This is a genomic window from Flavobacterium salmonis (assembly GCF_903819435.1).
Taxonomy (GTDB): Bacteria; Bacteroidota; Bacteroidia; order Flavobacteriales; family Flavobacteriaceae; genus Flavobacterium; species Flavobacterium chungangense.
This window is the reverse complement of record NZ_CAIJDP010000068.1, coordinates 398734-412026: the sequence shown is the minus strand read 5'-3', so window position 1 is coordinate 412026 and position 13293 is coordinate 398734. Positions and strand designations below refer to the sequence as shown.

The following is a 13293-nucleotide window of genomic DNA, read 5'->3' as shown; positions in this document are numbered from 1 at the left end:
TAAGATTCGAACTTCATATATAATCAAATAAGAAATTTTTAAAAGGCAATAGCTATTTTAGCTTCACATTAAAATCAGAAAATGAAAACAGTATGGATTTTGCTAATAGTTTGTAATTTTTCTTTTGGTCAGCTAAAAGTCAATTATTATAAAGTTCAGAATAAATTTGGAAAAACAATTACAGATAAAACTTTTGTTCAAAAGAAATTAATCAGTGATTCAGAAACCGCATATTTTTCATTTTCAAAAAAAGATTCTTTATTATTAGATGTAAGTTTTACTAAAACGGTAGGGTATCTTGATACTCAATTTGAAGAATTGAGAAACGAATTTATTGGAAATTTTGAGCCAACTAAAGTAAAACAGTGGGAGAACCTTGTGGGGTATTATGATGAAAAGAAAAATATAATGATAATAAAAACTTTTGCTGATTATACACGAATGAAACTAACCGAAATTGCATTTTTTACGAGTAACGAATCGATAAAAGGTTTTTTGCCTTTATTTGATGAAAACTTTCACTGATTTATGGTTTTAAGTTGATTTCTTAAACCTCAAAAAGCATAATCTTCTTACCTGATTTTTTTATTATTTTTGCGCCAAACAAAACCAAAATGATTGATTTAGATTACCTCGTATTTCTTGAAAATATATTAACAGATAACCGCAAAGAGAGATTTTTGAATGTTTTGGCGAATCGTACCAAACATTTCACGATTGCTGTTGAAGATGTTTTTCAGATGCATAATACGAGTGCGGTAATGCGCAGTTGTGAGGTTTTCGGAATTCAGGAATTAAATGTTATTGAGCAACGTTACGGAAAAAAGATCGATAAAGAAATTGCTATGGGCGCTCAAAAATGGGTTGATATCAATCAATTTGATTCGGTTGCTACTTGCATTTCAACTTTAAAAAATCAGGGTTATCAAATTATAGCAACAACACCTCATGAAAATGACTGTCTGCTGGAAGATTTTGATATTACAAAGCCTAGCGCATTGTTTTTTGGTACAGAACGCGACGGACTTTCTCAGGAAATATTAGACAAAGCAGATGGTTTTCTAAAGATTCCGATGGTTGGTTTTACAGAGAGTTTGAATATTTCGGTTTCGGCAGCGATCATCATTCAGAATTTAACCAACAGATTACGAAATTCAGATATCAATTGGCAATTATCAGAACAAGAAATTTTAGAAAAACGTTTGTCCTGGGCAAGAAATTCGATTAAAGATATTAAACGGATTGAAGCTCGCTATTACGAGGAGCATTAGAAATGTATTTCGCTTAGTAATTTTACATCTTTTATGTTGTTGGAGTTTAATTCGTAATGATAAATTCCGTTATTGCCAATTGCAAATAGAGTATTATTTCTAATTATTACATCAAAACATTCTTTGTCTATCGAATGAACCAATACGGGTTCAGCAGGATTTTGAATATTAAATATTTTTATGACGTCGTCGCAAACCAATAAATAATCGGTATTAAAAAAGCCAATTCCTTTAGGGTGAGCTAATGTTCTGCTATGTATTAATTTTGGATTTTTAAGGTCTTTTGTGTCATAGACCTGTAAGACATTAATATTGTTTCCACAAAAAGTATTTGAATTTAGAGTTACAAAAGAATGAGTGTTGTTGGCTATTACCGGGTCGCAGGCAGTAAAATGCTGGACATCTGATAATTTAGTAGGGTTCTCAGGATTTTTGATAGAATAAATAAACATTCCATTTCTGGATCCAACATATAGATTTTCACCATAAGAAAATAAGGTTTCAATATTAAAACCAATTGGAATTTCGTTGACTTTTACCGGTTTCTCTTTGTCGATTAAAGAAAAAACATTTAGTTTCATTTCATCCACACTATAAAGATAATTTCCTTTTATAGCAAAAACGGCAAGAGAACCTCCCTGACCAATTTCGCCACTTCCTGATGAATCCGAATCGGAGCAGCTAATTAAAAATAAAACAATTAATGAAGATATAATTTTTTTCATTTTAAGTGGTAGTTTAAAAATTCGATATTTGAATTTTAGAATAGCGGACTGATAATAAAATCGATTAGTTAGTTTTCCAGTCAATTATGATTTCATTTTCACGGGGATTTCCAGAAAAACCATTTGGTGATTTTTTTTGCGGAAAGACATTTTTGTTCCTATTCGTAATGTCAATTTTTTTTGTGGCAGAATTGTACTTTATCGTTACCAAATCTACAGCCTGATTAATGTAAATAACATCATCAATTATAGCAAGATCTGTTGCTCCCGGTGCTTTTATAAATTGTAAACGGACAGGATTTTTAGGATCTGAATAATCGTAAACATGAAATCCTTTATTTACATCATTAATAAACATTAAATCACCTTTTATATAAATTTTACCAGACTTTGTAATAGTTTGGGCATTCTCTAATACAATAGATTTTTCAAAAACACTTCTTTGAAGGACTACTGGTTTATATTGATTTTCTTCCCAGGAATTGTTTTCAAGGCGTAAACAGGAAGTAAAGACAAAGGCAATTAACAATAGAAGTAATAATTTTTTCATATGAATTATTTTAATAAAGATAACTAAAATGAGTTATTTTTCTATCAATTTTGAAATTATTGATGTTTTTTTAATGTTAGTATCTGAATTAAACAAATAATTTGAATTTTATAAATTTTTGTAAAATAAAAACACCTACAACTTTTTTAAAATTGCAGGTGTTTGTTTGTGTTGTCTTAAATTTTTTCAACTTGGTTTGGCATAAATTAAATCATCCTTTTCATCGCTCGATTTGTGTACTACTTCTTTAAAAACAAAATAAACCCAAGTATACTAACAATTAGTATGGTTAATGCCGCCAAAACCATGGTCAGATCCCGAATGTTTTTTCCTGCCCAGTCCATGAATAAAAATTTATGTAAAATTGCAAACGAATATCCTTCCACTTTATCAGCATTTTTAACAACAGCTGCCAATCGTGAAGTTGAAGTTTCGATGAAATAAGTTGTTTTTTCAGGTGTATCATAAGCCAGTTTTATTACCGGCAGTCTTTTGTTTACAAAACCATATTCCCTGCTTTCAAAATCAGTTAAAACTTTTGATTCTAATAGTTTTATATTTTCAAATGAAGGCTCAGAATCATCTTCTGACGTGTCAATCATTTCGCAACACGAAGCTTTTGGTGCCCCATCGGTAAAATAATAAGCTAAAAATTCTGCATATTCTAAATCCAGGTTTGGCGCAATTTTATTTGTAGTTGCGTTGATGTAAACGACTTCAGATTTTTTATCATCTTTTTTGTTCCATTTAGAATCTAATTTTGGTTTTTTGTGTCTTTTTGTTTCTTTTTCAGCCAATTGACAACGATAATAAGTAGTGTCGTTTAGTGTAATAATACTCATGTTTTGAAAACGGCTCCAGTCTAAATCAAGCTTGTTATTTGCTCTGGGAATTTCCTTGGTTGAAAATGTCGGTTCGTAAACCATTTGGGATAAGGTATAGGGTGACCATTTTGTAGTGGCATGATACGCACCGCTAAAAGCAAAAGTCAAAGTGAAAAGTGAAACCCAGATCCCAATTTGGCGATGGTATTTTCTAAGCCCTTTTTTAGGAGTTAAACTATCCGTTTTTTTGAATTGTTTCCAAAGTAAACCATAAATCAGAAGACCGCTCAGGGCAGAAAATCCAATTATGGACAGGAGTAAGATCATGGTAATAATACGGATGCTGTTGTTGGAAATAGCATCTATAAATGACCAGTTATGAAATACATCAAAAAACCAAATGAACCATTGTCTGGAAGCCGGATTGAAAGTAGCGAGTTTGCCAGATGAGGTTTCAACGTAAACCTGCATTTCATCTTCACGATCAAAAGTAAATTTGTAAACCGGTAAATAGCGATTTACATATTTGTATTGTGAAGTAAATTCGGTTACAATTTCACTGTTTTTTAGAGCGCTTTTTTGATCATCCAAAAAATATCTTGAAAGCCATTCGGCATATTTTTGATCTCCATTTTCGATTTTTTTTGCATTTGAAGTATCAAAATACAGTAAATCACCGGCAATCATTTTTACCTGATAATAAGTGCTGTTGTTGAATTGAACGATCCGGAAATTTTTGAAATCCTTGATAAAATTTTGCTTCAGTACTTCCTGAATAGAAAATTTCAGTTGATTTTTAGGAATGATTTGCTGTTCGATTTTATCATGTGCGATTTCGGGTTTGAAAAAATGCGCCATAAACGGATGCATCAAACCGGATAATGTCCAGAAGATAACAGGGATAATGGTGATTAAACCAATTACACGATGCCATTGGTACATGTGCTGTTTGATTTTTTTTATGAATTTCGAATCTTTCTTTTTAGATTTTTTGGCTGTTATTTCTTTGTTCATTGTTCCGTTTTTTAGCCCCGATCGAAGCGATATCCTTTTGTGGCGGGGTTCGCCACAAAAGATATAGCGTAGAGCGGGATTAGCTTCTAATACTTATTTTTTTAGTGAAAAATGATATTGTATTCCGAATACAAATGTTCTTGGTGCTGCTGCTGTATAAGTTGGCTGCGCCCCTGTTGTGTTTGCTCTCGAAACGTTATAAGCGTATAATTTATCGGTTAGGTTCATGACATTTCCGTAGATTTCAATTTTTTTCCATTGGTACCCAATTCTGGCATTGAATAAATTGTAACCATCATATTTTACGGTATTAATCTGATCCTGATAGTAACTGCCTACATGTTGCCATTCGATAGAAGTTCTGAAGTTGGGAAGCCAGTCTGGGTAATAACTTATTTCTGAATTTCCGGACCATCTTGGCGCTGCAGGCATTTCTTTTCCGTTTAAATTCTGAATCGGATCAGATGGTTTGTCTGAAAGTTTAAAGTCAATATAGTTATGTTGTGCATAAGTTCCGCCAAGACGTAAATTAAATTCTTTTGAAGGGCGGTAGGATACTCCAAATTCAATTCCTTTATGACGGGTTTCTCCTGCCGAGCGATAATCAGTAGAATTATCCGGAAGTTTGATGTTTAATAACTCATTTTTTCCTTCCATATAATAGAAAGCATAATCAAAATTTAATTTATTCTGAAGGAAAGAAAGCCATCCGCCCACTTCGTAGTTATTGAAAGTTGCAGGTTCGAGATTATAATAAAAGTCAGCTGGTACGCCTGTTGTTCCTCCAGTGCCAGGTTTTGTTCTGAAGATAGAAGTGATTCCCGGAGGTGCAAATCCTTGTGAATAATTGCCATAAAGACCTGCAAATTCAAACGGATTGTAATTGGCTCCGGCTTTAAAAGTCATTTTATCATAAACTTTGCTTCCGGTAGAATTGTCTAAAGCATTTTCGTAATCCACTTTCATGTTGTCGTAACGGCTACCAACCGTGATAACTAATTTTTCAAATAGATTAAAACTCAATTGTGCATAACCAGCTGTGTTAAAAATATCTGCTGAATAATCTGCTAATTTTGAGTCCGGATGTTCTGCGATAATTTCATAAGAATTTACGGTTTGTTTTCCGGCTTCTCCTGGATTTAGATTGGCTTTTAGATCAATTACATAAGACCAATACGTTACGGGAGAATAATCATATAATGCTCCGGCAACCAGTTTGGCATTTAAGAAATTAAATTTTTGAGTATGTTGTCCGATAGCACCGTAACTTTTAAAATTATTCGAATTGATTTCACCTTTTGCAGTTGTAGGATTTACAGTCTGGCTCCATTTGATTCCGTATGAAGGATTTTGACCTAATTTGTTGTCACGCAGATATCCTGTGATATAACTGCTTGAATTGCCGTTCCAATCGTGTTCTAAAGTTAATCTTGTTCGTAAAGCATCAGATTTTCTGTAAGTAAAATCAGTTGTGCTTTTATAGGTTCTATTGTTAAAGGCTTCTTCATTAACACTTCCGCTCATGTCTGAATAATATTTTCCGTACATGGTATTACTGATCAATCGGGTAGAAGGGGAGATGTTATAATCGATTCTCGCATTCAGATTGTCTTTGTTATAATCAGAGTAAGTCATCCAGCCGTTTTCCTGTAAACTGGATATTCCGGCAATATGAAAACCAACTTTTCCAATTGTTGCTCCTCCGGCAGCCTGAAATCTTCTGTAACCGTAATTGTCTGCCTGAACTCCAAACTTAAATTCGGGATCTACAGTTGGTTTTATTGAAATTAGATTGATAGTTCCGCCAACCGCTTCCGGGCCGTACAAAGAAGAAACCGGACCTTTTACAACTTCAATACTTTGAAGATTAAACTGGTTGATCTCTAATAAAGCATTGTGATTGAAAATTCCCATTGGGCGAATTGGCAAGCCGTCTTCCAGATATAAATAATAAGCATTGGTTGTCATAGGCTGACGAATAGACATCATATGCTGTTCGTTTCCTAAATTCACCATTAAAACACCTGGCGTTTTATTTATGATTTCATAAACTGCAGTTGCTTTGGCTTCGTTAATAGTTTTAGCAGTCAATTTGCTGATGGCAACAGGAGTTTCTTTTCGTAAAGTTGCCGTACGATTAGCAGTTATAAAGACATTTTCGAGTTCCTGAGATTTTATTGTGTCCTGTTTCACTTCATTTTGTGCAAGAACACATTGCCCTATGATGAGTAGGGTAAAGTATATTTTTTTCATTTTAAATTATATAAATTTTAAAAGTAGCATGTTATTTTCCTGACATCGAGACAAGAAAAATCTTTTCAGTTTTGAATTGAAAAGTGTACTAAAACTTATATAAAATAGGATGGAGGATGAAAAGTACTATTGGAAACCGAAATAGGTTTCGCATCAAAAGAAGCAAAAAGTTGTGCTGCTGATGCGATAGGTATAACTAATTTAAAATTAGCTGTAGGTGTATTTTTAATATAAACAACATCTCCTTTTTCTTTCAGGTTGTTTTGCATCTTTTTTTCGTTGTCGGCATATTTCTTCAGACTTTTTTGAAGTTCACATCGGCCGTTGCACGAATTAAAGATCATTTTTCGCTGTACACAAATCGTTTTTGAAATTTCTTCCTGATTTAATTTAAATGAAGTATAAACGAAGAAACTGCCAAATGATGGCACTAAAAGCATACAGGAAAGAAATATGATGAGTAACTTTTTCAAGAGCTGTTTCTTTGTTTTCGATTGCAAAAATACATTTTTATTATTTTTAAATAGTATGATTTTTTGTCATTTTGCAAAAAAAAATATCTCCAATTACAAACGTAGCCGGAGATATTTTTCAGTGTTTAGTCGCAATCACAGTTTCCAGTTTGTATTGAAATTGTAACGCTAACTTGTATTTTAGTTTTCAGTCTCAGTTTTCAGTTTTTAGTGTAAACTGAGATTGCGACTGTAAATTGTAACTTATTTTACAAGAACCCATGTGCCATTGGCAATTAAAGTTTCAGCCTTTTTATATTTCATTGTTTCTGTTTTACCTGTAGCAACTTCCTGAACTGTTACAGTATCATTACGGTTGATTTTTGGCATATCTCTAACAATCGTTTCTGTAACCTGACGCTGTTGCGTTTCTCCGGCTTCACGGTTGATGTCTTCACTATTCGGAATTTCATCTTTGCTTAATTTGAAGTTTTCTTTTTGACGAACTTCTCTTGCTTCGTGAATTTCAGGAACGTTTTGAGCTGGTAAATCACCTTTGAATAAGAATGAAATTACTTCTTTATTTACGTTGTCCAACATTCCTCTAAATAAATTAAAAGCTTCTAATTTGTAAATAAGCAATGGATCTTTCTGTTCGTGAACAGCCAATTGAACAGATTGTTTCAATTCGTCCATTTTACGTAAGTGTTTTTTCCAGGCTTCATCAACAATAGAAAGAGTAATGTTTTTCTCGAAATCAGCAATTAACTGAGCCCCTTCGCTATCGTATGCTTTTTTCAAATCTGTAACCACATTCAAGGTTTTGATTCCGTCAGTAAACGGAACTACGATACGCTCAAAATGATTGTTTGGCTCTTCGTAAACTCCTTTAATGATTGGGAAAGCTTCTCTTGCGCTTCTTTCAGTTTTCTCTGTATAGAACGCTAAAGTTTCTTTGTAGATTTTTCCTGTAATTTCGATATCAGATAATTTTAAGAAATCTGCTTCAGAAATTGGAGAAGTGATTGAGAAATAACGAATCAAATCAAATTCGAAATTTTTGAAATCATTTACAGGTTTTGTTTGACTAACGATTAATTCGCAGGTATCATAAAGCATGTTTGCAATATCCAGTTTCAAACGCTCACCAAACAATGCATGGCGACGGCGTTTGTAAACTACTTCACGTTGAGAGTTCATTACATCATCATATTCTAATAAACGTTTACGAACACCAAAGTTATTTTCTTCTACTTTTTTCTGAGCACGTTCGATAGATTTAGTCATCATCGAATGCTGGATAACTTCACCTTCCTGAAGTCCCATTCTGTCCATCACTTTTGCCACTCTTTCAGAACCAAATAAACGCATTAGGTTATCTTCAAGAGAAACATAGAATTGTGAACTTCCCGGATCTCCCTGACGTCCTGCACGACCACGCAACTGTCTGTCAACACGACGAGAATCATGACGCTCTGTACCCACGATTGCTAAACCTCCGGCAGCTTTAACTTCTGGAGACAATTTAATATCGGTACCACGACCAGCCATGTTTGTTGCAATGGTTACAACTCCGGCTTTACCTGCTTCTTCTACAATTTGAGCCTCTTGTTTGTGCATTTTAGCATTCAAAACGTTATGTGTAACGCCTCTCATTTTTAACATACGGCTTAATAATTCTGAAATCTCTACAGACGTTGTTCCAATTAATACCGGTCTTCCTGCTTTTGATAATTCTGTTACATCTTCAATAACAGCATTGAATTTCTCACGGGTAGTTTTGTAGATATAATCTTCTTTATCTTGTCTTGAAATAGCGCGGTTGGTTGGAATTTCAACAACATCCAGTTTATAAATCTGCCATAACTCGCCAGCTTCTGTAACCGCTGTACCTGTCATACCTCCTAATTTGCTGTACATTCTGAAATAATTCTGTAATGTAACTGTTGCAAAAGTTTGTGTAGCAGCTTCAATCTTTACATTTTCTTTAGCCTCGATCGCCTGGTGTAAACCGTCAGAATAACGACGGCCATCCATTATACGACCTGTTTGCTCATCGACAATCATAATTTTGTTGTCCATGATAACGTACTCTACGTCTTTTTCGAAAAGAGCGTAAGCTTTTAAAAGCTGAGTAAGAGTATGAATACGCTCGCTTTTTACACCAAAATCCTGAAACAATCTTTCTTTTGCTTCCGCTTCAGCGTCTTTATCTAATTTTTGTTTTTCGATAGCAGCAATTTCAGTTCCAATATCCGGAAGCACGAAAAAGTCTGCATCTGTATCTCCTGAAAGGTATTTGATACCATTATCAGTCAATTCAACCTGATTGTTTTTTTCTTCAATTACAAAATACAAAGCTTCATCCACTTTGTGCATTTCGCGATTGTTATCCTGCATGTATTGGTTTTCGGTTTTTTGAAGCAATTGTTTGATTCCTTCTTCACTCAAAAATTTAATTAATGCTTTATTTTTAGGTAAACTTCTGTAAGCTCTCAACAATAAGAAGCCACCTTCTTTGGTATTTCCGTCTTTGATTAATTTTTTAGCTTCTGCTAAGAAACCATTTGCTAACTGACGCTGTTGTGCAACTAAGTTTTCGATTTTTGGTTTCAACTCATTAAATTCATGGCGATCTCCTTGAGGAACCGGTCCTGAAATAATAAGTGGCGTTCTTGCATCATCAATTAATACAGAATCGACCTCATCGACAATTGCATAGTTGTGTTTTCTTTGTACAAGATCGCTTGGCGAGTGTGCCATATTATCTCTTAAATAATCAAAACCAAATTCGTTGTTGGTTCCGTAAGTGATATCAGCGTCGTATGCTTTTTTTCTTTGTTCCGTACTTGGCTGGTGATTATCGATACAATCAACAGTTAAACCGTGAAATTCGAATAAAGGTGCTTTCCATGTGCTATCACGTTTTGCAAGGTAATCATTCACAGTTACTAAATGAACTCCGTTTCCGGTTAAAGCATTTAAGTATAACGGAAGTGTAGCAACCAAAGTTTTACCTTCACCTGTTTGCATTTCGGCAACTTTACCTTCGTGCAAAACCATACCACCAATTAACTGAACATCATAATGAATCATATCCCAGGTAATTTCTTTACCGGCAGCATTCCATTTGTTTGCCCATGTAGCTTTGTCACCTTCAATAGTAACATATGTTTTTGTTGCTGAAAATTCGCGGTCTTTTGCAGTTGCGGTAACCTCAATAAAAGAATTGTCTTTAAAACGACGTGCAGTTTCTTTAACAACAGAAAAGGCTTCAGGAAGAATTTCTAATAAAGTCTTTTCGGAGATTTCGTAAGCTTCTTTTTCAAGAGTGTCAATAGCATCATAAAGATCTTCTCTTTTATCGATGTCTTCGATGTTTTCTACTTCTGCTTTAAGCGAAGCAATTTTAGCATCTTTATCAGCTCTGGCTTCTTTTATTTTTTGTTTAAAATATGTAGTCCTAGCTCTCAATTCGTCGTGAGACAAACTCATTAAGCTGGTTTCGAATGTTTTAATTTTGTTTAAATAAGGCTGTAGAGCTTTAACATCTTTCTGTGATTTATCACCTACAAAGACTTTAATAATACTGTTTATGAAACTCATGATTTATTGTATTTCTATTTTGTGTAAATGTGTATTTGAACCAAAAAAAAAGCCTCGGTGATGAGACTTTTTCCTTTGGTTTATTTTTTAATATTCATCCTCATTCCAAAGATAATCTTCGTCTGTTGGATAATCAGGCCAAATTTCTTCCATTGATTCATATATCTCGCCTTCGTCTTCAATCGACTGTAGGTTTTCTACTACTTCCAAAGGAGCTCCTGCTCTAATAGCGTAGTCAATAAGTTCGTCTTTGTTAGCAGGCCACGGTGCATCACTTAAATAGGATGCTAATTCTAATGTCCAATACATCTTTTGTCGATTTAGTTTGTGCAAAAATAAATTTTTTACTGAAAAAGACAAGTAAAATTTGATTTATTTTAATAAAATTTAAGAACGTCGCTTGTTAATTCCAATATTTAAATTCCAAATCCCAAAAAAGACCCTTGAAATCTCAATATTTAAATTCCAAATTTTTAAGATTTATTTCGTTTTAAAAATTCGAAATAATTTTATTTTTTATTGGAATTTGGGGCTTAAAAAATTGGAACTTGCAGAAAATTTATTTTCTGGGGATCCATTTCACTTCATCCGCTTTGAGGTCAGAGGACAACTTCCGTGCCAAGACAAAAAGGTAGTCAGAAAGTCGGTTTAAATACATAATTGCGATTTCAGGAACGTGTTCGTTATGGCTTAAATGAACTGCTAAGCGTTCTGCACGACGGCAAATACAACGCGCAATATGACAATGTGACACGGTTGGATGGCCACCCGGTAAAACAAAATGGGTCATTGGCGGTAGACTTTCCTCCATTTTATCTATTTCATTTTCCAGTAATTCAATATCAGAATCAATTATTCCAAGATTTTCTAATCGTAGTTTGCCGTTTTTTAAAACTTCTTTTTCCTGAGGAGTTGCCAAAATGGCACCAACAGTAAAAAGACGATCCTGAATTTCGATTAAAATAGTTTTATAATGCGAATCAATTTCCTGATCCCGGATTAGTCCGATATAAGAGTTCAATTCGTCAACAGTTCCGTAGCTGTCAATCCTGATATGATCTTTAGGAACACGTGTGCCTCCAAAAAGAGCCGTGGTTCCTTTGTCTCCTGTTTTGGTATATACTTTCATTTTTTCTTTTAAGATGCTAAGGTTCTCAGATGCTAAGGCACTAAGCTTTTTTTATTAGTTGTTTAAGCCAAGTTCATTACTTAGTTTTGTTAATTTTTTATGGGCTTTGTCATTAAAGGCATCGCTTTTTATTCCCGCAGTTTTTGCGGTCGACTCAAGTTGAGAGCATTCTAAACAAATCTGTGTTTGACAAATTATTTTATTATCCTTAAAATAAATAAATCCAAGTCTTGGATTGTAACAAGCCGTCAGATTTGGATTTTCAAATGTTTTTTTGTCTCCAATAATTGCATTTAATTTTAAAATTTGATTGCGATCGAGTTTCTTTCTGCTTTTTATGGTGTTAACAGATCTTCCTCTTTTATTTATGGGATAAAATGAATGTCCATTTCCATCAAAACCTATATAATTAACTCCAATAACCGAATCACATTCAAATTTTTTCTCGTAAGATAAAAGACTATCAATACTAACTACAAATTCGTTTGTAGTTGCCCAACGTATTTTTACACTTTCAATTTTTGGAGGTAATAGTTTAGAATTTTCATTGTTTTTTACGGAGGTATTTTTACAAGACGTTAAAAACAAAAAAGCTAATAAAATAGATTTAATAAAATTGGTCATTTTTTTCTTTTCCGATTAAACAATTAACCAAATAAACTTTTTAAAGTATTTGAAATCTGAAATTATTTCGTAGTATCGCTTTCAATCAATCCATCTCGTAAACGAATAACTCGATGCGCATAAGCGGCAATATCTTCTTCGTGTGTTACCAGAATCACAGTATTTCCCTGCGCATGAATATCTCCAAAAAGCTTCATGATTTCTACAGAAGTTTTACTGTCCAGGTTTCCTGTTGGTTCATCGGCTAATATAATGGATGGTTTGTTAACAAGAGCACGGGCAATTGCCACACGCTGGCGCTGTCCTCCCGAAAGCTGATTCGGCTGATGATCCATTCGGTCTGCAAGATTTACTTGTTTTAATACTTCTGTCGCTCTTGCGTTTCTTTCAGATTTAGAATATCCTGCATAAATCATGGGCAATGCAACATTATCTAATGCGGTCGTTCTGGGTAAAAGATTAAAAGTTTGAAAAACAAAACCAATTTCTGTATTACGAATTCCCGCCAGTTCATCATCTTTCATCTGACTTACATCTTTTCCGTTCAAGACATAACGACCGGAAGTTGGTGTGTCTAAACATCCCAATAAATTCATTAAAGTAGATTTTCCGGATCCTGAAGGTCCCATTAACGCCACATATTCTCCTTTATTGATTTCTAAATTAATTCCTTTTAAAACATAAACGATTTCATTACCCAGCACAAAATTTCGTCTTATGTCAGTTATTTTAATTAATGGATTTGCCATTTTGTTTTACAATTTTGGATTTAAAAGTACAAAACCCTTTTCAATAATTGGTAAGTAGTATTTAATTGATTTTTGTTACAGGCTTTACAATCTAAA

Annotated in this window: 12 protein-coding genes; 2 read left to right on the top strand and 10 right to left on the bottom strand. The window is 33.7% G+C overall.

Annotation, left to right across the window (positions count from 1 at the left end; genetic code table 11):
• Positions 1 to 81: 81 nt before the first annotated feature.
• A complete protein-coding gene (locus FLACHUCJ7_RS11910) occupies positions 82 to 525 on the top strand; it encodes a hypothetical protein (RefSeq protein ID WP_078226089.1) in 444 nt (147 codons plus the stop codon).
• A gap of 89 nt (positions 526 to 614) precedes the next feature.
• Positions 615 to 1271, top strand: a complete 657-nt coding sequence (locus tag FLACHUCJ7_RS11905) for a TrmH family RNA methyltransferase (RefSeq protein WP_078226090.1) — start codon at positions 615 to 617, stop codon at positions 1269 to 1271.
• Here the strand turns inward: FLACHUCJ7_RS11905 and FLACHUCJ7_RS11900 are convergent.
• The 10 genes from FLACHUCJ7_RS11900 to FLACHUCJ7_RS11855 all read right to left on the bottom strand — a co-directional run bounded on the left by FLACHUCJ7_RS11900 (position 1268) and on the right by FLACHUCJ7_RS11855 (position 13197).
• Positions 1268 to 1996 (bottom strand): LVIVD repeat-containing protein, encoded by a 729-nt coding sequence (locus FLACHUCJ7_RS11900; RefSeq protein WP_078226091.1) that lies wholly within the window; start codon positions 1994 to 1996, stop codon positions 1268 to 1270. The genes FLACHUCJ7_RS11905 and FLACHUCJ7_RS11900 overlap by 4 nt on opposite strands.
• Positions 1997 to 2060: 64 nt before the next feature.
• Positions 2061 to 2546 carry a hypothetical protein gene (locus tag FLACHUCJ7_RS11895; RefSeq protein ID WP_180909047.1) on the bottom strand — a complete coding sequence of 162 codons (486 nt, stop codon included), beginning with the start codon at positions 2544 to 2546 and terminating at the stop codon, positions 2061 to 2063.
• 239 nt (positions 2547 to 2785) lie between these two features.
• Positions 2786 to 4384, bottom strand: coding sequence for a PepSY-associated TM helix domain-containing protein (locus FLACHUCJ7_RS11890; RefSeq protein ID WP_180909046.1), 1599 nt, complete (start codon positions 4382 to 4384; stop codon positions 2786 to 2788).
• A gap of 93 nt (positions 4385 to 4477) precedes the next feature.
• Entirely contained in the window at positions 4478 to 6637 is a 2160-nt protein-coding gene (locus tag FLACHUCJ7_RS11885) for a TonB-dependent receptor (protein WP_180909045.1), read from the bottom strand.
• A 95-nt stretch (positions 6638 to 6732) separates the two neighbouring features.
• Positions 6733 to 7110, bottom strand: a complete 378-nt coding sequence (locus tag FLACHUCJ7_RS11880) for a hypothetical protein (protein ID WP_223255383.1) — start codon at positions 7108 to 7110, stop codon at positions 6733 to 6735.
• 243 nt (positions 7111 to 7353) lie between these two features.
• Complete coding sequence (gene secA, locus FLACHUCJ7_RS11875) at positions 7354 to 10695, bottom strand: preprotein translocase subunit SecA (RefSeq protein WP_078226097.1); 3342 nt, start codon at positions 10693 to 10695, stop codon at positions 7354 to 7356.
• An 87-nt stretch (positions 10696 to 10782) separates the two neighbouring features.
• The gene (locus FLACHUCJ7_RS11870) at positions 10783 to 11004 is read right to left on the bottom strand and encodes a DUF2795 domain-containing protein (RefSeq protein ID WP_007138072.1); all 222 of its coding nucleotides are present in this window, start codon (positions 11002 to 11004) and stop codon (positions 10783 to 10785) included.
• A 250-nt stretch (positions 11005 to 11254) separates the two neighbouring features.
• Positions 11255 to 11824 (bottom strand): cob(I)yrinic acid a,c-diamide adenosyltransferase, encoded by a 570-nt coding sequence (locus FLACHUCJ7_RS11865; protein WP_180909044.1) that lies wholly within the window; start codon positions 11822 to 11824, stop codon positions 11255 to 11257.
• Positions 11825 to 11878: 54 nt separating this feature from the next.
• Complete coding sequence (locus FLACHUCJ7_RS11860; protein ID WP_078226099.1) at positions 11879 to 12448, bottom strand: hypothetical protein; 570 nt, start codon at positions 12446 to 12448, stop codon at positions 11879 to 11881.
• Positions 12449 to 12510: 62 nt separating this feature from the next.
• Positions 12511 to 13197 carry an ABC transporter ATP-binding protein gene (locus FLACHUCJ7_RS11855; RefSeq protein ID WP_078226100.1) on the bottom strand — a complete coding sequence of 229 codons (687 nt, stop codon included), beginning with the start codon at positions 13195 to 13197 and terminating at the stop codon, positions 12511 to 12513.
• Positions 13198 to 13293: the final 96 nt, after the last annotated feature.

Excerpts from the sequence above, each read along its gene's own strand:
- FLACHUCJ7_RS11910 (WP_078226089.1), top strand. The coding sequence starts at position 82 with ATGAAAACAGTATGGATTTTGCTAATAGTTTGTAATTTTTCTTTTGGT.
- FLACHUCJ7_RS11905 (WP_078226090.1), top strand. The coding sequence starts at position 615 with ATGATTGATTTAGATTACCTCGTATTTCTTGAAAATATATTAACAGAT.
- FLACHUCJ7_RS11900 (WP_078226091.1), bottom strand. The coding sequence starts at position 1,996 with ATGAAAAAAATTATATCTTCATTAATTGTTTTATTTTTAATTAGCTGC.
- FLACHUCJ7_RS11895 (WP_180909047.1), bottom strand. The coding sequence starts at position 2,546 with ATGAAAAAATTATTACTTCTATTGTTAATTGCCTTTGTCTTTACTTCC.
- FLACHUCJ7_RS11890 (WP_180909046.1), bottom strand. The coding sequence starts at position 4,384 with ATGAACAAAGAAATAACAGCCAAAAAATCTAAAAAGAAAGATTCGAAA.
- FLACHUCJ7_RS11885 (WP_180909045.1), bottom strand. The coding sequence starts at position 6,637 with ATGAAAAAAATATACTTTACCCTACTCATCATAGGGCAATGTGTTCTT.
- secA (WP_078226097.1), bottom strand. The coding sequence starts at position 10,695 with ATGAGTTTCATAAACAGTATTATTAAAGTCTTTGTAGGTGATAAATCA.
- FLACHUCJ7_RS11870 (WP_007138072.1), bottom strand. The coding sequence starts at position 11,004 with ATGTATTGGACATTAGAATTAGCATCCTATTTAAGTGATGCACCGTGG.
- FLACHUCJ7_RS11865 (WP_180909044.1), bottom strand. The coding sequence starts at position 11,824 with ATGAAAGTATATACCAAAACAGGAGACAAAGGAACCACGGCTCTTTTT.
- FLACHUCJ7_RS11860 (WP_078226099.1), bottom strand. The coding sequence starts at position 12,448 with ATGACCAATTTTATTAAATCTATTTTATTAGCTTTTTTGTTTTTAACG.
- FLACHUCJ7_RS11855 (WP_078226100.1), bottom strand. The coding sequence starts at position 13,197 with ATGGCAAATCCATTAATTAAAATAACTGACATAAGACGAAATTTTGTG.